Source organism: Herbaspirillum sp. GW103 (genome assembly GCF_000261365.1).
In the GTDB taxonomy this organism is placed as follows: domain Bacteria; phylum Pseudomonadota; class Gammaproteobacteria; order Burkholderiales; family Burkholderiaceae_D; genus Herbaspirillum.
Genome location: NZ_AJVC01000002.1, coordinates 88,422 through 107,389 on the forward strand (window position 1 = coordinate 88,422; position 18,968 = coordinate 107,389).

General features: G+C 62.0%; 19 protein-coding genes. 16 read left to right on the top strand and 3 right to left on the bottom strand.

Annotation, left to right across the window (positions count from 1 at the left end; genetic code table 11):
- Positions 1 to 26: 26 nt before the first annotated feature.
- Positions 27 to 812, top strand: coding sequence for an SDR family NAD(P)-dependent oxidoreductase (locus GWL_RS01915; RefSeq protein ID WP_008326086.1), 786 nt, complete (start codon positions 27 to 29; stop codon positions 810 to 812).
- Between the two features lie 346 nt (positions 813 to 1,158).
- Here GWL_RS01915 and GWL_RS01920 read toward each other — a convergent pair whose 3' ends face one another.
- On the bottom strand, positions 1,159 to 2,100 hold the full coding sequence (locus GWL_RS01920) for a LysR family transcriptional regulator (protein ID WP_008326088.1): 942 nt from the start codon (positions 2,098 to 2,100) through the stop codon (positions 1,159 to 1,161).
- A 369-nt stretch (positions 2,101 to 2,469) separates the two neighbouring features.
- Here GWL_RS01920 and GWL_RS01925 point away from each other — a divergent pair, with 369 nt between their 5' ends.
- Positions 2,470 to 3,615 carry a porin gene (locus GWL_RS01925; RefSeq protein ID WP_008326091.1) on the top strand — a complete coding sequence of 382 codons (1,146 nt, stop codon included), beginning with the start codon at positions 2,470 to 2,472 and terminating at the stop codon, positions 3,613 to 3,615.
- A gap of 214 nt (positions 3,616 to 3,829) precedes the next feature.
- Positions 3,830 to 4,711, top strand: coding sequence for an SMP-30/gluconolactonase/LRE family protein (locus GWL_RS01930; RefSeq protein ID WP_008326095.1), 882 nt, complete (start codon positions 3,830 to 3,832; stop codon positions 4,709 to 4,711).
- Positions 4,712 to 4,732: 21 nt separating this feature from the next.
- On the opposite strand, the gene GWL_RS01935 is transcribed toward GWL_RS01930, so the two are convergent.
- A complete protein-coding gene (locus GWL_RS01935; protein WP_034349913.1) occupies positions 4,733 to 5,584 on the bottom strand; it encodes an IclR family transcriptional regulator in 852 nt (283 codons plus the stop codon).
- Positions 5,585 to 5,690: 106 nt separating this feature from the next.
- Between GWL_RS01935 and GWL_RS23220 the strand changes: the two genes are divergently transcribed.
- The 8 genes from GWL_RS23220 (at position 5,691) to GWL_RS01970 (ending at position 13,289) form a co-directional block, all read left to right on the top strand.
- Positions 5,691 to 5,831: a hypothetical protein gene (locus GWL_RS23220; protein ID WP_157174181.1), complete on the top strand. Its 141-nt coding sequence runs from the start codon at positions 5,691 to 5,693 to the stop codon at positions 5,829 to 5,831.
- Positions 5,832 to 5,942: 111 nt separating this feature from the next.
- The gene (locus GWL_RS01940) at positions 5,943 to 7,220 is read left to right on the top strand and encodes an L-fuconate dehydratase (RefSeq protein ID WP_008326108.1); all 1,278 of its coding nucleotides are present in this window, start codon (positions 5,943 to 5,945) and stop codon (positions 7,218 to 7,220) included.
- Positions 7,221 to 7,272: 52 nt separating this feature from the next.
- The gene (locus GWL_RS01945; RefSeq protein ID WP_008326110.1) at positions 7,273 to 8,049 is read left to right on the top strand and encodes an SDR family oxidoreductase; all 777 of its coding nucleotides are present in this window, start codon (positions 7,273 to 7,275) and stop codon (positions 8,047 to 8,049) included.
- Positions 8,050 to 8,056: 7 nt separating this feature from the next.
- Positions 8,057 to 8,401: an L-rhamnose mutarotase gene (locus GWL_RS01950; protein WP_008326131.1), complete on the top strand. Its 345-nt coding sequence runs from the start codon at positions 8,057 to 8,059 to the stop codon at positions 8,399 to 8,401.
- A gap of 176 nt (positions 8,402 to 8,577) precedes the next feature.
- Positions 8,578 to 10,131, top strand: a complete 1,554-nt coding sequence (locus GWL_RS01955; RefSeq protein ID WP_008326133.1) for a sugar ABC transporter ATP-binding protein — start codon at positions 8,578 to 8,580, stop codon at positions 10,129 to 10,131.
- A gap of 85 nt (positions 10,132 to 10,216) precedes the next feature.
- The gene (locus tag GWL_RS01960) at positions 10,217 to 11,215 is read left to right on the top strand and encodes an ABC transporter permease (RefSeq protein ID WP_369770080.1); all 999 of its coding nucleotides are present in this window, start codon (positions 10,217 to 10,219) and stop codon (positions 11,213 to 11,215) included.
- A 103-nt stretch (positions 11,216 to 11,318) separates the two neighbouring features.
- Positions 11,319 to 12,257, top strand: coding sequence for an ABC transporter substrate-binding protein (locus GWL_RS01965; RefSeq protein ID WP_008326152.1), 939 nt, complete (start codon positions 11,319 to 11,321; stop codon positions 12,255 to 12,257).
- A gap of 165 nt (positions 12,258 to 12,422) precedes the next feature.
- Positions 12,423 to 13,289: an amidohydrolase gene (locus tag GWL_RS01970; RefSeq protein WP_008326154.1), complete on the top strand. Its 867-nt coding sequence runs from the start codon at positions 12,423 to 12,425 to the stop codon at positions 13,287 to 13,289.
- Between the two features lie 45 nt (positions 13,290 to 13,334).
- On the opposite strand, the gene GWL_RS01975 is transcribed toward GWL_RS01970, so the two are convergent.
- Positions 13,335 to 13,943: a TetR/AcrR family transcriptional regulator gene (locus tag GWL_RS01975; RefSeq protein ID WP_008326155.1), complete on the bottom strand. Its 609-nt coding sequence runs from the start codon at positions 13,941 to 13,943 to the stop codon at positions 13,335 to 13,337.
- 225 nt (positions 13,944 to 14,168) lie between these two features.
- On the opposite strand from GWL_RS01975, the gene GWL_RS01980 reads away from it, so the two are divergent.
- Genes GWL_RS01980 through GWL_RS02000 form a run of 5 tightly spaced genes read left to right on the top strand, consistent with a single transcriptional unit; the run spans position 14,169 to position 18,968 of the window.
- A complete protein-coding gene (locus GWL_RS01980; RefSeq protein WP_008326156.1) occupies positions 14,169 to 15,479 on the top strand; it encodes an NAD(P)/FAD-dependent oxidoreductase in 1,311 nt (436 codons plus the stop codon).
- The gene (locus GWL_RS01985) at positions 15,476 to 16,330 is read left to right on the top strand and encodes a DUF1365 domain-containing protein (protein ID WP_034349915.1); all 855 of its coding nucleotides are present in this window, start codon (positions 15,476 to 15,478) and stop codon (positions 16,328 to 16,330) included. Before GWL_RS01980 ends, GWL_RS01985 begins: the two co-directional genes overlap by 4 nt.
- The gene (locus GWL_RS01990; protein WP_008326158.1) at positions 16,327 to 17,538 is read left to right on the top strand and encodes a cyclopropane-fatty-acyl-phospholipid synthase family protein; all 1,212 of its coding nucleotides are present in this window, start codon (positions 16,327 to 16,329) and stop codon (positions 17,536 to 17,538) included. Before GWL_RS01985 ends, GWL_RS01990 begins: the two co-directional genes overlap by 4 nt.
- Before the next feature lie 3 nt (positions 17,539 to 17,541).
- A complete protein-coding gene (locus GWL_RS01995; protein WP_008326159.1) occupies positions 17,542 to 18,111 on the top strand; it encodes a DUF3833 domain-containing protein in 570 nt (189 codons plus the stop codon).
- Positions 18,108 to 18,968 (top strand): SDR family NAD(P)-dependent oxidoreductase, encoded by an 861-nt coding sequence (locus GWL_RS02000; protein WP_008326160.1) that lies wholly within the window; start codon positions 18,108 to 18,110, stop codon positions 18,966 to 18,968. The genes GWL_RS01995 and GWL_RS02000 overlap by 4 nt, the downstream gene beginning before the upstream one ends.

The following is an 18,968-nucleotide window of genomic DNA, read 5'->3' on the forward strand; positions in this document are numbered from 1 at the left end:
CGCGCACCGGCCAGCAAGGACACTTCATGAGCACTACTCCCCAGAACGTACAACTGGCGCACTTCCCCAGCCTGAAGGGCAAGCGCGTCTTCATCACCGGCGGCGGCACCGGCATCGGTGCGGCCATTGTCGAAGCGTTTGCGCAACAAGGTGCGCACGTGGCCTTCGTCGATATCGCCACCGAGGCCAGCGAAGCGCTGTGCAATGACGTGGCGGCGGCCGGTCACCCCAAGCCGCTGTTCCGTCATTGCGACCTGCGTGACATCCCGGCCTTCCAGGCCACCATCGCCGAGCTGCAAGCGCAACTGGGCGACTTCGACGTGCTGGTCAACAATGCCGCCAATGACCAGCGTCACACGCTGGAAGAAGTGACGCTGGAGTACTGGAACGATCGCATCGCCATCAACCAGCGTCCGTCCTTCTTTGCGGTGCAGTCGGTGGTGGAAGGCATGAAGCGCCGTGGCGGCGGTTCCATCATCAACTTCAGCTCCATCAGCTGGCACCAGTCCAGTGGCGGCTTCCCGGTCTACACCACGGCCAAGGCCTCGACTCTGGGCCTGACACGCGGCCTGGCGCGCGACCTCGGCCCGCACAAGATCCGCGTCAATACCGTGACACCGGGCTGGGTCATGACCGAACGCCAGATCAAGCTGTGGCTGGATGAAGAGGGCAAGAAGGCGATCGCCCGCAACCAGTGCCTGCAGGGCGATCTGCTGCCCTGGCACCTGGCGCGCATGGTGCTGTTCCTGGCTGCCGACGATAGCGCCATGTGCACAGCGCAGGAATTCATCGTCGACGCCGGTTGGGTGTGACAGGTTTGACGAAGCGCGCCTGCGCTGCGGACCAGAAAGAGTCGCCCAATGGCGACTCTTTTTTTTGCGCAAATTTTGCGCAAACGCTAAAAGAGTTTGGAAGCGGGAGGTAACCTGGAGAGTTTCCGGAAAAAGCTGTATGACAGCTTGAAAAAACTTAGTTTTTTGCCCGAGTGGGGTGTTGTTTTTTAGCCGCGTTTTTTAAAGTTTTTTTGCGGTGTGATTTTGTTTTTGGTGCCGCGTTGTCGCCCGATTTCAGAGAGTCTTACGTTACCTTACATTTCTTAATAAAACTCGGCGCAGCAAACCGACCCCGGCATGGCACATGCCCGGGCAGGCGGGGGAATCAGTAAATCATCTTCGCCACTTCGCGGATCGCCTGCAGGACCAGGTTGGCCCCGGGCGAGAGCAGGTTGTCCTGGCGCGTGATGATGCCGAAGCCGGCCATGCGGCAGGGCAGTTCGATGGGCAGGATATCCATCAGGCGTGCCTGGGTGTAGTAGCGTGCCACTTCGGTGGGCATTGCGTAGATGAAATCGGTCTGCTGCAACAGGCTGGTGATGAAGAGGATGGCGGTGGTGTCGACCACGTTGGAGGGCGGCGCCAGGCCTTGCTCACGGAACATCTGGTCGCAGCGTGCCCGCAGGATGCTGCCCTTGGGCGCCATGATCCAGGCTTCGCTGGCCAGGTCAGCCAGGCTCAGGTCGGTACGGGTGTGGAAGGGATGGCCCACGCGGGCCACGGCGCACACGGGCTCATCGGCCAGCTCTTCATAGAGCAGGCCGCCACGGGCTTCTTCGTCCAGGATGCGACCGATGATGAAGTCCAGCTCCCCGTGCAGCAGGCGCGAGAGCAGGATGTTGCTGCTTTCCACCTCCACGCCGATGCGCAACATCGGCGCCTGTTCCTTGACCCGTGCGATGGCCGGAGGCAGCAGAGCCATGCCCGGCGAGAGGATCACGCCCACGTCGACCTGGCCGGAGAGGCCCGATTTCAGGGCCACGATGTCTTCATGCGCCTTGGACAGGCTGGTCAGGGCCATGCGCGCATGGCGGATCATGGCCTCGCCATAGATGGTGGGCCGCATGCCGCGCGGCAGGCGCTCGAACAGGGACACGCCCAGCATGTCCTCGAGGTCCTTGAGTTGCTTGGAAGCAGCCGGCTGCGTCATGTTCAGCTCGCTGGCGGCGCGGTGGATGTTGCGGGTGTCGTCGAGAGCGATCAGCAGAAGCAGCTGACGGGTCTTCAATCGCGCCCGCAGAAACCAGTTCGGGTCACTGTTTTTCATAAGTCTCCGGGGACGGTTTTTAGAACCCATTTCGTAAATAGGCACTCACGCCTATTTACGAAATGGGTTCTAAATTTTATCAATCGTTTTTTATTAGGAATTGATGATATCAAATCGCATATCGGAATTGCTAAAGATTTCATTGGAAAGACATGAACTGAATACTTAGTATCTAGCCACATTCCGGGCTGTACAGGAGACAACCAGCGCAGCTACGGGATGAAAGAGAAGACGGTCGGGCAGCATCAAAACAACAAGTTGGGAGACTGTCAGGGGTCCGTCAGGACCCAGGGGTCTGAAGTGCAACGCTGCACGGCCAAGCCCACCGACGAAAAAAATTTTAAACGGCAATATCCACGGAGACTATTCATGAAGCAAGTGAAGCCATCCTTTATTGGAGCAAAGACCCTGTGCGCGCTGGCGCTCATGGGAGCGTTCTCGGCACAGGCGCAGGCGCAAAGCAGTGTCACCATTTACGGCCGTGTCGTGGCCGGTGTCGACTTCCAGACCAATGCCGGTACCAACGGTCAAGGTTCCAAGTGGAGCGCCGCCAACAATCAATGGGGCACCAGCATGATCGGCTTCAAGGGCACGGAAGACCTGGGCGGCGGTAACAATGCCTTCTTCCTGATCGAATCCGGTTTCAATTCGACCAAGGGCGCCCTCAACGGCACCGACACCAGCAACAATGCCCTGTTCAACCGTCGTTCCTACGTCGGTCTGTCCTCGGCCACCGCCGGTTCCATCAAGTTCGGCAAGAACCTGTTCATCAACAATGACATCTGGTATCTGGATCCGACCGGCCAGCAAGCCATCGGTACCGTGACCCTGGTCAACGGCCGCAACTGGCCGGGTGCTTCCAACATCATCGAGTACAACAGCCCCGACATGGCTGGTTTCACCGTCAATCTGCAGACCAGCCTGGGTGAAAAGGCCGGTTCGTTCAACGGCGGCAACAGCAACTCTGCTGCTGGCGGCAACAGCGATGGTCGCAAGGACGGCATCTCGGTGGCCTACCAGAAGAACGGCCTGGAACTGCGCGCCATCTATGACGTGATCCGTGATTCCAACGGCGACTACACCAACGTCTGGAGCCACTCCAAGGAACTGATCCTGGGCGGTACCTACAAGATCGACAAGCTCAAGATGTTCGTCGGCTACGAAAACCTGCGTGCGCCCAATGCCGCGGCAGGTGCCCCGAGCCGTGCCAACCAGTACTGGATCGGCGCCAACTATGACGTGACCTCGCAACTGCAACTGGTCGCTTCCTGGTTCCACGTCAATGCCAACAACGCTTCGGTCAGTTCTTCCGGCGTGGGCAATGGCGGCGGCACGGCCAACCTGTACATGGCTGGCGTGAACTACTTCCTGTCCAAGCGTACCCTGCTGTACGTCGACGTGGGCACCGTGCGTAACGGCACTGGCGCTGGTCACGTCCTGGAAAACGGTGCCGACAACGGCGTTTCCGGCTTGAAGCAGACCGGTGGTTACTTCGGTATCGCCCACTCGTTCTGATGTAACGAACAGCAGTATCTGTAATCCTTCCTGAGGTGGTCTTGATGTAGTTGAGGGTGGGCGCAAGCCCACCCTTTTTTGTCTTGGTGGTGCATGGTTGATTGCGCCATTCAAACTATCTATATTGTTTATTTAATTTATTTCATTTTTTTTCATTTTTTCATTTTTTCATTTTTTCATTTTTTCATTTATTTGATTTGCAGGCGGAACCCCGATGAATGCGCAATTGCTGGTTGACGGACATCATGAACTGGGCGAAGGAGTGCTCTGGTGCGAGCGCTCGCAGACGGTCTTCTGGACCGATATCCACGCATCCCGCTTGTGGAACCATGATCCGGCCAGTGGTGCCACGCGCAGCTGGGGCATGCCGGAACGCCTGTGCTGCTTTGCCTTCACGGCCGAAGCGCAGCGTCTTCTGATCGGACTGGAATCGCGCCTGGCCTTCTTCGACCTGAACACCGGCAGCATCAGTCCGATCTGCCGCATCGAAGGCGATCTGCCGACCACGCGCCTCAACGATGGCCGCTGCGACCGCCAGGGCCGTTTCGTTTTCGGGACCTTGAATGAAGACGCCGGCCGCGCGCCCATCGCCAGCTTCTATCGCTTGAATGCCGACCTGAGTCTGGAACGCCTGGCCCTGCCTGGCATCGCCATTTCCAACAGCATCTGCTTCAGCCTTGATGGCAGGCTGATGTATCACTGCGACTCCATGGCCGGCAAGATCATGGTGTGTGACTACGACACCGACAGCGGCGCCGTCTCCAATGCGCGCCTCTTCGCCGATCTGTCCGGGCAGCCGGGTGGCCCCGATGGTTCCACCGTCGACGCCGATGGTTACGTCTGGAACGCCCAGTGGGGTGGCGCGCGCGTGGTGCGGTTTGCCCCTGACGGCAGGATCGACCGCATCATCGAGGTGCCCACCGCACAGCCGTCCTGTGTGGCGTTCGGCGGTGCCGACTTTGCTACCCTGTTCGTGACCACCGCCCACGAAGGCATGAGCGCCGGACAACGCGCCCAAGACAAGCTGGCCGGTGCCTTGTTCAGTGTGCCGTTGCCTGGTGTGCGCGGCCTGCCGGAAGTGCGCTTCGCCGGCTGAGGCCTTGCCTCGGGTCCGTCCTCAGGACCCGAAACTTGAATCCCCCATCAGCCGCGACAGCCGCGCCGAGATTTCCTGGACGATCCCTTGCACCTCGTCCAGGCTGGGATTGACCTTCTTGTCGATGCGTTCGATATAGGGCACGTTCAGTGCCGCCAGCATGCGGTCGTTGGCGCCCATGACCGGATAGGACAGGTTGATCACCCCCCGGATCTGGCGGCTTTCCATGCGCGAGTGACCGCGTTTGCGCGTGTCCTCGATCTGGCGCATCAACTGCGCCGTCTCGATTTCCTGTTCACCATCCATGCGCACGTGCGCAGCCAGCATGCTGGCGCGCTCGGCCTGGTCGCGAAACGCCAGCAGCACATGGCCCGAGGCGGTATCGGTCAGGCTCACCAGCGCACCGACCTTCAGCCCGAAGGCCCAGCGCTCGGGACTGTCGACCTGTGCCACCACGATCACCCGACCGGCTTCATAGACTGTCAGATGGGTCGACTGCATCGAGCGATTGGCCAGCTCGCGCATGTGGGGCAGGGCAGTGCTGACCAGCGAGCGGATCGGTTGATGATGGTGCGCCAGTTCAAACAGTTTCAGCGAGAGCCGGTAATGGTCGTTGTCGGCCACCAGATAGCCGCGCTGTTCCAGCGTGACCACCATGCGGAAGATCTCGTTGACGCTGCGCCCCAGTTGCCGGGAAATCTGGTTCAGGGTCAGCATCTGCTCCGAGCGGCTCAGCAACTCCAGGATGTCCAGGCCCTTGTCCAGCGCCGGCGCGGCGTAGCGCGTCTTGCCACTGGCGCTTTCCTCCTCGTGGTCGGCGGCGGTCTGCACGGCAGGGGCTTCGGCGGGATGGAGTTTCCGGGTTCTGGGCATGGCGTTCTGGTGCAATGGTCGCAAGATCGCAAAAGCGGGCGGTTGATGGGGCCGGATTGTAGGGGATTTTGATGAAAAAACCATTTTATTTGTAAAATAAATTTTCATGAATGACCTCTTGATGCGGCATCGTCATCACGAAATCGATATCGATCTGCGCGGAAACTTCATCGGGCCAGCCCTGCATTGGGAGGATAATCGGGGTTATGCTCTGTCACTCACAGATGAAATGAAATTTTATTTGTGAGAGAAATCAAAAAAGGGGCCCGGCCCCGGAGACGATCACCCTGGGCCGTCCGCCACGGACCGCCCGGCCGACGGCAGCCCCTTGGCGCCCCGGCATCCACGTTAGAGACTGATGACCAAGATCACTGCCCTGCGCGTGCTGGACGTGCGCTTTCCTACTTCGCAATCGCTGGATGGGTCCGATGCGATGAATCCGGATCCGGATTATTCGGCCGCCTATGTCATCCTCGACACCGACAATGAACAACTCAAGGGTCACGGCCTGACCTTCACCATCGGCCGTGGCAACGAGATCTGCTGCGCCGCCATCCGTGCCATGGAGCACCTGGTGGTGGGCCTGGAGCTGGACTGGATTGCCGCCGACATGGGGCGCTTCTGGCGCCATGTCACCTCCGACAGTCAGCTGCGCTGGATCGGTCCGGACAAGGGGGCCATCCACCTGGCTACCGGCGCGGTGGTCAATGCCGCCTGGGACCTGTGGGCCAAGGCGGTCGGCAAGCCGGTGTGGAAACTGGTGGCCGACATGACGCCCGAGGAGCTGGTGCGCACCATCGACTTCCGCTACATCACCGATTGCATCACCCCGGACGAAGCGCTGGCGCTGCTGCGCGCGAAAGAGGCCGGCAAGGCCGAGCGCCTGCGCACGCTGGAACGGGAAGGCTATCCCTGCTACACCACCTCGGCCGGATGGCTCGGCTATGACGACGCCAAGCTGCGGCGACTGTGCCAGGAAGCCGTCGACCAGGGCTTCAACTACGTCAAGCTCAAGGTTGGCCGCGATCTCGAAGACGACAAGCGGCGCGTGCGCATCGCCCGTGAAGTGTTGGGGCCGGAGCGCAATCTGATGATCGATGCCAATCAGGTCTGGGAAGTGGATCAGGCCATCGACTGGGTCAATCAACTGGCCTTCGCGCAACCGTGGTTCATCGAGGAACCGACCAGCCCGGATGACGTGGAAGGCCATCGCAAGATCCGCGCGGGTATCGGTGCGGTCAAGGTCGCTACCGGCGAGATGTGCCAGAACCGCGTGCTCTTCAAGCAGTTCATCATGCGCGATGCCATCGATGTGGTGCAGATCGACTCCTGTCGCCTGGGCGGCGTCAATGAAATCCTGGCCGTCATGCTCATGGCCGCCAAGTACGGCAAGGTCGTCTGCCCGCATGCCGGTGGCGTGGGCCTGTGCGAATATGTGCAGCACCTGTCGATGATCGACTACCTCTGCATTTCCGGCAGCAAGGACGGGCGCGTGACCGAATACGTGGACCACCTGCACGAGCACTTCGTCGATCCCTGCGTGATCCGCAACGCGGCCTACATGCCGCCAGCCTTGCCGGGGTTTTCGATCGAAATGAAGCCTGCTTCACTGGAGCAGTACCGCTTCCGGGATTAAGGCAGACATTGCCATTGCAAGATGAACGAAAAGAACGAAAACGGAGACTGATGTGGATTTGAACCTGCAAGAGAAGGTAGTCATCGTGACCGGTGGCGCCTCTGGCATCGGCGGAGCGATCAGCCTGCAGCTGGCGGCCGAGGGCGCCATTCCGGTGGTGTTTGCGCGCAGCGCACCAGAGCCGCAGTTCTGGAGCCGCCTGACCGGTCTGCAGCCGCTTGCCGCCCTGTTCCGGCTGGAATTGCAGGACGAGGCAGCCTGCGGCGAGGCCGTTGCCGAGACCGTGCGGCGCTTCGGCCGTCTCGATGGACTGGTCAACAATGCCGGGGTCAATGACAGTGTGGGTCTGGATGCCGGGCGCAATGAATTTGTCGCCTCGCTGGAACGCAACCTGATCCACTATTACGTGATGGCGCATTACTGCGTGCCCCACCTCAAGGCCACGCGCGGTGCCATCCTCAATGTCTCCTCCAAGACGGCCGTCACGGGGCAGGGCAATACCAGCGGCTATTGCGCATCGAAGGGCGCGCAATTGTCGCTCACGCGCGAATGGGCCGCCGCTCTGCGCGACGATGGCGTGCGCGTCAATGCCCTCATCCCTGCCGAAGTGATGACCCCGCTCTACGAGAAATGGATCGCCACCTTCGAGAGGCCCCAGGAGAAACTCGATGCCATCACCAGCAAGATCCCGCTGGGCAAGCGTTTCACCACCTCCGAGGAAATGGCCGACATGGCGGTGTTCCTGCTCTCGGGACGTTCCTCGCATACCACCGGGCAATGGGTCTTCGTCGATGGGGGCTATACCCATCTCGACCGCGCCCTGACCTGAGGCCGCCATGCGTACCGTTCTGGCCCTGGATCTCAAGGATGACCCCGCGCTCATCGCCGAGTATGAACAGCATCACCGCCGCATCTGGCCCGAGATCGCCACGCATCTGCACCAGCAGGGCGTAACCGGCATGGAAATCTATCGCCTGGGTACACGCATGGTGATGGTGATGGAAACCGATGACGCCGTCTTCGATGCCGCCGCCATGGCGCAGGCCAGCCAGAGCGACCCCAGGGTCCGCGCGTGGGAAGAACTGATGTGGCGCTTCCAGGCGCCCACGCCATGGACCCCGGCCGGAGAGAAATGGGTGCCGATGACCCGCATCTTCGACCTGGCCGCGCAGCAGGATTGAGTGTGCGCGACGGCAAGGTCCGGTGAGGGCCAGTCAATGGCTTTCCAGGTTTTTCGCAAGACGGTAGAGTAAGCAGTACGCCATTCAGGCAGCACCGAAAAACAGCGACCGCAGAGTCGTGCAAACGATGGTCAGGAGCCAATCCGGCCAGCAGTGCATCCACATCCGAGGTGAGCATGCAGCAAGAACACGAGACACAAGCCCGCGCAGCGGCGACGGCATCGGCCACACCGGTGATCGCCTTGCGCAACGTCAGCAAGCGCTTTCCGGGCGTGCTGGCGCTGGATAATTGCCAGTTCGAACTGGTGGCCGGCGAGGTCCACGCCCTGATGGGCGAGAACGGCGCCGGCAAGTCCACCTTGATGAAGATCCTCTCCGGCGTCTATCAGCGTGACAGCGGCGACATCCTGCTTGACGGCAAGCCGGTGGACATCCGCGAACCGCGCCAGGCCCAGGGCCTGGGCATCGGCATCATCCATCAGGAACTGAACCTGATGAACCACCTTTCCGCCGCCCAGAACATCTTCATCGGACGCGAACCGCGCAAGGGCTTCGGCCTCATCATCGATGAAGACCAGTTGAACCGCCAGGCCGCCGCCATCTTCTCCCGCATGCGCCTGGACATGGACCCGCGCACGCCGGTGGGCGAATTGAGCGTGGCCCGCCAGCAGATGGTGGAGATCGCCAAGGCGCTGTCCTTCGATTCGCGCGTGCTCATCATGGATGAACCGACGGCGGCTCTGAACAATGCCGAGATCGCCGAGCTCTTCCGCATCATCCGCGACCTGCAGGCGCAGGGCGTGGGCATCGTCTACATCTCGCACAAGATGGACGAATTGCGTCAGATCGCCGATCGCGTCAGCGTCATGCGCGATGGCAAGTACATCGCCACCGTGCCGATGCAGGGCACCTCCATGGATACCATCATCTCGATGATGGTAGGCCGCGCCCTCGATGGCGAACAGCGCATGCCGCCCGATACTTCCGGCAATGAAGTGGTGCTGGAAGTGCGCGGCTTGAATCGTGGTCGCGCCATCCGTGACGTCAGCTTCAAGCTGCGCCGGGGCGAGATCCTCGGTTTCGCCGGGCTCATGGGCGCGGGCCGCACGGAAGTGGCGCGCGCCATCTTCGGTGCCGATCCGCTGGAGTCGGGCGAGATCATCATCCACGGCGGCAAGGCGGTGATCCGCCAACCCGCCGATGCGGTCGCGCATGGCATCGGTTATCTGTCGGAAGACCGCAAGCATTTCGGACTGGCCGTGGGCATGGACGTGCAGGCCAATATCGCGCTCTCCAGCATGGGCCGTTTTACCAGAGCGGGCTTCATGGACCAGCGTGCCATCCGTGACGCAGCGCAGGGCTATGTGCGCCAGCTGGCCATCAAGACACCCTCGGTGCAACAGCAGGCGCGCCTGCTCTCGGGCGGCAACCAGCAGAAGATCGTGATCGCCAAGTGGCTGCTGCGCGACTGCGACATCCTGTTCTTCGACGAGCCCACACGCGGCATCGACATCGGCGCCAAGAGCGAGATCTACAAACTGCTCGATGCCCTGGCCGAACAGGGCAAGGCCATCGTGATGATTTCCTCCGAACTGCCCGAGGTGCTGCGCATGAGCCACCGCATCCTGGTCATGTGCGAAGGCCGCATCACCGGTGAGCTCGCGCGCGCCGAGGCCACGCAGGAAAACATCATGCAGCTGGCCACGCAGCGCGCGTCGGCCGTGGCGTAACAAGACCGGCCGCGCATCCAGACCCTACAAGAGAGACAGACCGATCATGGCAAACAATATCCACTCCGCCACCTCCGCATCCACCATGACCAACAACGCTTCCCCCACGGGCCTGCGCGCCCGCCTGTTCAACCCGGCGGCGCGCCAGAAACTGCTGGCCTTTGCCAGTCTGATGCTGATGATCCTGTTCTTCAGCTTCGCTTCGCCCAACTTCATGGAGGTGGACAACCTGGTCAGCATCCTGCAATCCACCGCCGTCAACGGCGTGCTGGCCATTGCCTGTACCTACGTCATCATCACCTCCGGCATCGACCTCTCGGTGGGGACCATGATGACCTTCTGCGCCGTCATGGCCGGCGTGGTGCTGACCAACTGGGGCATGCCGCTGCCGCTGGGCATCGCAGCGGCCATCTTCTTCGGCGCACTCTCGGGCTGGGTCTCGGGCATGGTGATCGCCAAGCTCAAGGTGCCGCCCTTCATCGCCACGCTGGGCATGATGATGTTGTTGAAGGGTCTGTCCCTGGTGATTTCCGGTACCCGTCCGATCTATTTCAACGATACCGAGGGCTTCTCGTCCATCGCCCAGGATTCACTCATCGGCGACCTGATCCCTTCGCTGCCGATTCCCAACGCCGTGCTGATCCTCTTCATCGTGGCCATCGGCGCCTCCATCATCCTCAACAAGACCGTCTTCGGCCGCTATACCTTTGCGCTGGGCAGCAACGAGGAAGCGCTGCGCCTGTCGGGCGTGAAGGTGGATTTCTGGAAGGTGGCGGTCTACACCTTCTCGGGGGCCATCTGCGGCATTGCCGGACTCATCATCGCGTCCCGCCTCAATTCGGCGCAGCCCGCTCTGGGCCAGGGTTACGAGCTCGATGCGATTGCCGCCGTGGTGATCGGTGGTACCTCGCTCTCGGGCGGTACCGGCACCATCCTGGGGACCATCATCGGCGCCTTCATCATGAGCGTGCTGGTCAATGGCCTGCGCATCATGTCGGTGGCGCAGGAGTGGCAGACGGTGGTCACCGGCGTGATCATCATCCTGGCCGTGTATCTGGATATTCTGCGCCGCCGCCGTGCCTGAGCCAGGGGCGCAAGCGCATGACATGATTTAAACGTAGCAACGCAAGCCCCGCCGGAAGCGCCATTTCCGGCACTCCATCATCGATAACAAAAGGAGACGTACCGTGTTCAAGAACAAGTTACTGGCCGCTGCCCTGGGTCTGGCCTTCGCCGTCGGCACTTCGGCTGCGCAGGCGCAGGAAATCTATGTGCCGCTCATTTCCAAGGGCTTCCAGCACCAGTTCTGGCAGGCCGTCAAAGCCGGTGCCGACCAGGCCGGCCGCGACCTGAAGGTGAAGGTCACCTTCGAAGGTCCGGAAACCGAAGCCATGGTCGACAAGCAGATCGACATGCTCTCCGCCGCCCTGGCCAAGAAGCCGCAGGCCATCGGCTTTGCCGCCCTGGACAGCAAGGCCGCCATCCCCCTGCTGAAGAAGGCACAAGCCGCCAAGATCCCGGTGGTGGCCTTTGACTCGGGCGTGGACAGCGACATCCCCGTCACCACCGCCACCACTGACAACCGCGCCGCCGCGGCCCTGGCCGCCGACAAGATGGCCGAGCTCATCGGCAAGGAAGGTGAAGTCGCCGTGGTCGCGCACGACCAGACCAGCCGTACCGGTGTGGACCGCCGCGATGGCTTCCTGGAGCGCATCAAGTCCAGCTATCCCAAGATCAAGGTGGTCAGCGTGCAATACGGCGCGGGCGACCAGCTCAAGTCCACCGAAGTGACCAAGTCCATCCTGCAGGCTTATCCCAAGATCAAGGGCATCTTCGGTACCAACGAAGGTTCGGCCATCGGCGTGGTCAATGGCGTGAGGGAGATGAAGCGCAAGATCATCATCATCGGCTATGACTCCGGCAAGCAGCAGACGGATGCGATCCGCGAAGGCATCATGGCCGGCGCCATCACCCAGAACCCGGTGGGCATCGGCTACAAGACCGTGGAAGCGGCGGTCAAGGCGATCAAGGGCGAGAAGCTGCCCAAGATCATCGATACCGGTTTCTACTGGTACGACAAGAGCAACATCGACGATCCCAAGATCAAGGCCGTGCTGTACGACTGATCGGATCTTGCGTTCACCGGTTTCCCCGGCAGGGTCCGGGGAGATCAGGGGCGCCGCGCGCTTGCGGCGCCCGCGTTTTTCATTTCCCGTTCCCGCGTTTTTCAGCCAGAAAAAAACCGGGAAATGTGGATGCCCTCATTCTCCTCCCCCTCCCGAGACTGCATCATGAAACCCCTCCGCATCGACGCTCATCAGCATTTCTGGCGCTATCGCGCCGACGACTATCCCTGGATCGGCAAGGGCATGGAACTGCTGGCCTGTGATCGCCTGCCCGGGCAACTGCATCCGGTCCTGGCGGCCGAAGGCTTGCAGGGCTCGATTGCCGTGCAGGCCCGCGCCGGACGCGAAGAAACCGGCTTCCTGCTGGATCTGGCGCGCGCCGACCATCGCATTGCCGGTGTGGTGGGCTGGGAAGACATCTCTTCGCCCCACCTGGCCGCCAATGTGGCGCAGTGGGGGCGGGACAAGCTGGTCGGACTGCGTCACCAGATCCAGGATGAAGCCGACGTCACGGCCTTCGTCGAGGCCCCGGCCTTCAATGCCGGCATCCAATGGTTGCAGCAGCAGGGACTGGTCTATGACGTGCTGGTCTACGCCAGGCAGATGCAGGAGGTGCAGGCTTTCTGCGCACGCCATGACCGCCACTGGCTGGTGCTGGATCACCTGGGCAAGCCGGCCCTGGCGGATTTCGGGCGAAATGAAGCTTCCTTCAGTGACTGGAAACGCCAGTTGCGTGCACTGGCCGCCATGCCGCATGTGGCCTGCAAGTTGTCGGGGCTGGTGACCGAGGCGGATTGGCTGCGCGGATTGCGACAGAAGGATTACGACAATATCGTGTTGTGCCTGGATACCGCGCTGGAAGCCTTCGGGCCGCAGCGCCTGATGTTCGGCTCGGACTGGCCGGTGTGCCTGCTGGCCGCCTCCTATGCCACGGTGGCCGGCGTGCTGCGCGAGTGGGCGGCCACCCGTCTGTCGGAAGCGCAAAGCGAACAGCTATGGGGCGCGACGGCGGCGCGCTGCTACGGCTTGTAAGTCAGGCAAGGGCACAGCCGCCCTCGAGCACGGCGGCTGTGCACGTCAGCGCGTGAAACCGTTGAAGGCCACGTGCAGCATGTATTTCACGATCTCGTCATCGCTCATCTTGCTGAACTTCTGCAGGTAATCCACCGCCGGGTCACAGGTGCGTGCGTAGTAGCTGTACAACACCACGTCGCTGGGCAGGGCGGCATCGAGCTCCCCATTCTTCTGCGCTTCCTTCACCAGCTTTTCCAGCTGGCCGTTGAGCTTGAGCACGCGCATGACGTACTTGACGTTGCGCATGAGCATCTCGCGCACATGCGCGCTGGTGGACGGCAGGAACGGCAGTCCGCCCTCCAGCCGCACCCGCAGCGCCCATTCCAGCATCGCTTCGAGCTTGCCGCGCGGGCTGGCGATGTGTTCGAGCTCCGCCAACTGGTCGATGGCACCATCGATGAGGCGCAGCATGGTCTCGCCGATCAGCTCTTCCTTGGACTTGAAATGCTTGTACAGGCTGGGTTTGGAGATACCCACTGCACCAGCCACATCGTCCATGGTCATCAGGTCATAGCCCTTGCTGCCCAGTACCGACGTGGCCGCATCCAGGATGGCGTTTTCCCGTAATTTGAAGGCTTGGTCCTTGAAGCTCAGTTTGCCGAAAATACTCATTGGTAGTTTAAGTTACTAATTAGTAGATTTTATTTTTCTTTGGTAGTAATCTTAGCACCTAAATCAAGGATGAATAGCAAATAAGCGGCGCGACAGGCCAAAAAGGGCGGCCACAAGGCGCCGCCCCGGTCACCAAAGCGGCACGGGCCAGCAGGGCGGGGAAGGTTTCCCACGGACTGGCAACGGCGGAACTTCAATAACAAAGACATAGGCGGGCAAGTTTTCATGACTCCAGACGTAGCAGCCAACGCGCCGGGCACAGGACAGCGCATCGCCGTCATCGGCGCCGGCATTTCCGGCCTGGCCAGCGCCTACCTGCTGGCGCGCAAGCATCAGGTGGTGCTGTTCGAGGCCGCGCCCACGCTGGGCGGTCACGCCAATACGGTGGAGATCGCCCCGGAGGGTGTGCCTTTCCCGGTCGATACCGGCTTCCTGGTCTTCAATGACTGGACCTATCCCAACCTGATTGCGCTGTTTGAAGAGCTCAAGGTCGAGACCTACGACACCGACATGTCCTTCGGCGTGTCGATGGATGAAGGGCGCTTCGAATGGGCCGGCACCAACCTCGATACCGTCTTCGCCCAGCGCCAGCGCCTGTTGCAGCCGTCTTTCCTGGGCATGCTGCGTGACATCCTGCGCTTCAATCGTGCGGCCCATACCAACCTGGCCGCCTGCGAAGGCCGACCGGTGAGCCTGCGCCAACTGCTCAAGGAGGGCGGTTATGGTGCCCTGTTCGGTGATGCCTATCTGATTCCGATGGCCGCGGCGATCTGGTCCAGTTCGCCTGCGGACATCCTGGATTTTCCGGCGGCGACCTTTTTGCGCTTCTGCATCAATCACGGCCTGCTGCAGGTCAACAACCGTCCGCGCTGGCGTACCGTGCGCGGCGGCTCGCGCGAGTACGTGCGGCGCATCGCCGCCACCCTGGACGATGTGCGCCTGGGCAGTCGTCTGGCCAGCGTCACCCGCAACGAGCGGGGTGTGCTGGTGCGCAGTGGCGGTGCCGAACCCCGCGAAGAACAGTTCGATGCCGTGGTCTTCGCCACCCACGCGCCCCAGACCCTGGCCCTGCTGCAGGACGCCACCATCGAGGAGCACCAGGTGCTCGCGGTCGTGCGCTACCAGGCCAATACCGCCTGGCTGCATAGCGACGTCTCGCTCATGCCGCGCCTGGACAAGGTCTGGTCGGCCTGGAACTACCTCGGTTCGCGTCACGGCGATGGCAGCCGTGCGGTGTGCGTGAGCTACTGGTTGAATCGCCTGCAGGACCTGCCCTGCAAGACCGACGTCGTGCTCACGCTGAACCCGCCGCAGCCACCGCATCCGGCCACCGTGATGGGCCGTTTCGATTACGAGCATCCGGTCTTCGACCAGCCCGCCATCGATGCCCAGCGCCGCCTGCCCGAGATCCAGGGCAAGCATCGCGCCTGGTTTGCCGGCGCCTGGACGGGTTACGGCTTCCATGAAGACGGCCTCAAATCGGCCCTGCGCGTGATCAAGGATTTCGGCGTAACGCCGGATTGGGCGTCCCCGTGACTATTTCGCTGACCTCCCGCACTGACGCGCCCGCGCTGTTGCTGAGCGGACAGGTGATGCACCAGCGCCTGCGCCCGGTGCCGCACAAGTTTGTCTATCCGGTGTTCTGCGTGCGTCTCGATCTGGCGCGCCTCAACGAGACCGGCAATGCCTGGTTCGGCGTAAATCGCCGCCGTCCGATGTGCGTGCGTACGCGCGACTATGGTCCCCGTGATGGCAGCGATCTGTCGCACTGGGTACGCGCGCATCTGCAAGAGGCAGGCTTGCCGCACGATGGGACGATCTGGTTGCAGACCTTTCCGCGCCTGTTCGGCTTCGTTTTCAATCCGGTCAGCTTTTTCCTGTGCCACGACCGTGAGGGCCATCTGCGCGCCGTGCTGACCGAGGTCAACAACACCTTCGGCGAGACCCAGCACTACCTGCTCTCGGCACCCGAACAGGGCGTCATCGATGAACACACGCACTTGGTCTGCAACAAGCTGATGCACGTCTCGCCGTTCTGCGAAGTGCGTGGCTTCTATCGCTTCCGCTTCCGCGATCAATTGCGACATCCGGATGCCGGCGGAGATACCGCCTTCGTTGGCATCGATTATTACGACCACGGCCAACCTGCGCAGACAACACGCGGCCTGCAACCCCTGATGCGTACCTCCATCGGTGGCCGTTTGCACCCCCTGACTGCGGCCACAGCCTTCGGTGCGCTGTGTGCACAGCCACTGCTTACCCTGGGCGTGGTCGCCCGTATCCACTGGCAGGCCTTGCTGTTGTGGCGCAAGCGCGTGCCCTGGTTCAGCAAGCCTGAGCGCGCCGCCGCCGCAGGACCTTCTTCTGGAAAGGAAACCCTATCGTGAACCGCAGCCCCGCATTGCAGACTACCGGCCGTCGTGCCGGACCGATTTCGGCTCGCCTGTTCCTGGCGATGCTCGAGCGTCTCAACCACGGCCACCTGGAACTGATCACGCCCCACGGCACCACGCTGACCTTCGGCGATCTGCGCCAGCCACCCAGCGCGCAACTGCGCATCCTCGACTGGCGCGCCTGCGGTGCCATCCTGCGTGCCGGCGACATCGGCTTTGGTGAAGCCTACGGCAACGGCTGGGTGGATACCCCCGACCTGGCCGCACTGCTGCGCCTGGCCATGCGCAACCGCGCGGCGCTTTCCAGCGCCGTCGAGGGCGGACGCCTGGCCTCGCTGTGGTACCGTCTGCGCCACCTGCTGCGCTCCAATACACGCAGCGGCAGCCGTCGCAACATCCATGCGCACTACGACCTGGGCAATGATTTCTATCGTCTGTGGCTGGACCCGACGATGACCTATTCCTCCGCCATCTTCAGTGCGCCCGGCCAGAGCCTGGTGTCAGCCCAGGCCGCCAAGTACCAGCGCATCGTCGACCAGCTCGGGCTGCGCGCGGGGGACCGCGTCCTGGAAATCGGCTGCGGCTGGGGCGGTTTTGCCGAACACGCAGCGCGCCTGGGCATCCGCGTGCATGGCGTGACGATCTCGCCCTCGCAACTGGCCTTCGCTCAGGAACGCATGCGCCATCAGCAACTGGAGCATCTGGCGCATCTCGAACTGTGCGACTACCGCGATCTGGACGGCCAATACGACGCCATCGTCTCCATCGAGATGTTCGAGGCAGTCGGCGAGCGCTTCTGGCAGACCTATTTCGATACCGTCTCGGCGCGCCTGAAACCCGGCGGTCGTGCGCTGATCCAGTCGATCACCATCGATGAGGCCGTCTTCGAGCGCTATCGCGACAGTGCCGACTTCATCCGCGAATTCATCTTCCCGGGCGGCATGCTGCCCAGTCATGAGCGTTTCTCGCGCTGCGCCCAGCGTGCCGGCCTGGCCACGCGTGACCGTTTCCATTTTGGCCGTGACTATGCCGAGACCCTGCGTCGCTGGAACGATGCCTTCCAGTCCGAGCGCGAGACCATCGCCGCGCAAGGTTTCGATGAGCGCTTCCGCCGCCTGTGGCAGCTGTATTACGTGTTCTGCGAAGTCGGCTTCGATGAAGGCCAGACCGATGTGGTGCAATTCCTCTTGCAAAAGGAGTGAGTCATGGATGCCAAGCTGATGCGCCCGGACCTGCCCGCGCGCCTGTGGACCTGGTTGGGACTGGCGCTGCTGGCAGTGCTGCTGGGTGGTTGCGCCTCGCAACAATTGTCGGACTATGCAGGCAAGACACCGGTGTTCGATCCGGCGGTCTTCTTCAAGGGCCGCACGGAAGCCTGGGGCATGTTCCAGAAGCGCAGCGGCGAAGTGGCGCGGCGTTTTCACGTGGTCGTGACCGGCACCGTGGAGGGCAATACGCTCACGCTGGACGAGCGTTTCCGTTATGACGATGGCCAGACCCAGACCCGCATCTGGACCCTGGTACGCCAGCCCGACAACAGCTGGCGTGGACGTGCCGGTGACGTCATCGGCGAGGCCATCGGCCATACGGCCGGCAATGCGCTGCACTGGAATTACACGTTGCTGCTGCCGGTCGATGACAAGCAATACGAAGTCCAGATGGATGACTGGATGTACCAGATGGACGAGCGCACCCTCATCAACCGCACCAGCATGAGCAAGTTCGGTGTGGAAGTGGGCCAGGTCACGCTGTTCTTCCGCAAGGAGGGCGTATGAACACCCAGTCCAAGCCCTTGACCAAGGAGGCTGTCGGCGCCGCCGGCGAGCGCGCCCCGATCTCGCGCCCGGCTGTGTTGTTTGGTCCGATGAATCAACCGGTCAGTGACTTGCGCGGCCTGCGCATCTGGCTGGTCGGCGCCTCCAGCGGTATCGGCGCCGAGCTGGCCCGCCAGGCGTTGCAGGCCGGTGCCCGGGTGGCACTCTCGGCGCGCCGGGCCGATGTGCTGCAAGAGGTGGCGGCGGCCCACAAGAATGCCTTCATCGCGCCGCTGGATGTGCTCTGCCATGATGCCTGGCGCGACCAGCATGCGCGCATCGTGGAAGCCTTCGGCGGTGTCGATCTGCTGGTCTTTTGTGCGGCCAAGTATCGTCCCGAGCGCAGTTGGGAAGTCCAGGAAGACGAGGCCGAACACACCCTGCGCACCAACGTCGCCAGCGTCTATTCGGCATTGGGTGCGGCCTTGCCCGACATGCTGGCGCGCGGCAGCGGCGGCATTGCGCTGGTGGCCAGCGTGGCCGGTTATGTGGGGCTGCCGGGGGCGACCGTATATGGTCCGGGCAAGGCCGCACTGATCAATCTGGCGGAAATTCTTTATAGCGATTTGCGGCCCAAGGGATTGAACGTGTACCTGATCAATCCGGGTTTCGTGAAAACCGACCTGACCGACAAGAACGACTTTCCCATGCCGGCCATCCAGACGCCGCAGCAGGCGGCCACCGCCATCTGGCGCGGGATCTCCGAAGGCCGCTTCGAGATCCACTTCCCGCGGCGCTTCACGGCCTGGCTGAAGATCCTTCGGCTGCTGCCGTTCCGGCTGCGCTTCGTCCTGTTCCAGCGTTTTCTGTTGAGCTGA

Bases quoted from the DNA above. Each gene is read 5' to 3' on its own strand.
- GWL_RS01925 (WP_008326091.1), top strand. From the start codon at position 2,470: ATGAAGCAAGTGAAGCCATCCTTTATTGGAGCAAAGACCCTGTGCGCG.
- GWL_RS01915 (WP_008326086.1), top strand. From the start codon at position 27: ATGAGCACTACTCCCCAGAACGTACAACTGGCGCACTTCCCCAGCCTG.
- GWL_RS01920 (WP_008326088.1), bottom strand. From the start codon at position 2,100: ATGAAAAACAGTGACCCGAACTGGTTTCTGCGGGCGCGATTGAAGACC.
- GWL_RS02000 (WP_008326160.1), top strand. From the start codon at position 18,108: ATGAACACCCAGTCCAAGCCCTTGACCAAGGAGGCTGTCGGCGCCGCC.
- GWL_RS23220 (WP_157174181.1), top strand. From the start codon at position 5,691: ATGAATGACCTCTTGATGCGGCATCGTCATCACGAAATCGATATCGAT.
- GWL_RS01950 (WP_008326131.1), top strand. From the start codon at position 8,057: ATGCGTACCGTTCTGGCCCTGGATCTCAAGGATGACCCCGCGCTCATC.
- GWL_RS01935 (WP_034349913.1), bottom strand. From the start codon at position 5,584: ATGCCCAGAACCCGGAAACTCCATCCCGCCGAAGCCCCTGCCGTGCAG.
- GWL_RS01995 (WP_008326159.1), top strand. From the start codon at position 17,542: ATGGATGCCAAGCTGATGCGCCCGGACCTGCCCGCGCGCCTGTGGACC.
- GWL_RS01960 (WP_369770080.1), top strand. From the start codon at position 10,217: ATGACCAACAACGCTTCCCCCACGGGCCTGCGCGCCCGCCTGTTCAAC.
- GWL_RS01980 (WP_008326156.1), top strand. From the start codon at position 14,169: ATGACTCCAGACGTAGCAGCCAACGCGCCGGGCACAGGACAGCGCATC.
- GWL_RS01970 (WP_008326154.1), top strand. From the start codon at position 12,423: ATGAAACCCCTCCGCATCGACGCTCATCAGCATTTCTGGCGCTATCGC.
- GWL_RS01940 (WP_008326108.1), top strand. From the start codon at position 5,943: ATGACCAAGATCACTGCCCTGCGCGTGCTGGACGTGCGCTTTCCTACT.
- GWL_RS01955 (WP_008326133.1), top strand. From the start codon at position 8,578: ATGCAGCAAGAACACGAGACACAAGCCCGCGCAGCGGCGACGGCATCG.
- GWL_RS01975 (WP_008326155.1), bottom strand. From the start codon at position 13,943: ATGAGTATTTTCGGCAAACTGAGCTTCAAGGACCAAGCCTTCAAATTA.
- GWL_RS01930 (WP_008326095.1), top strand. From the start codon at position 3,830: ATGAATGCGCAATTGCTGGTTGACGGACATCATGAACTGGGCGAAGGA.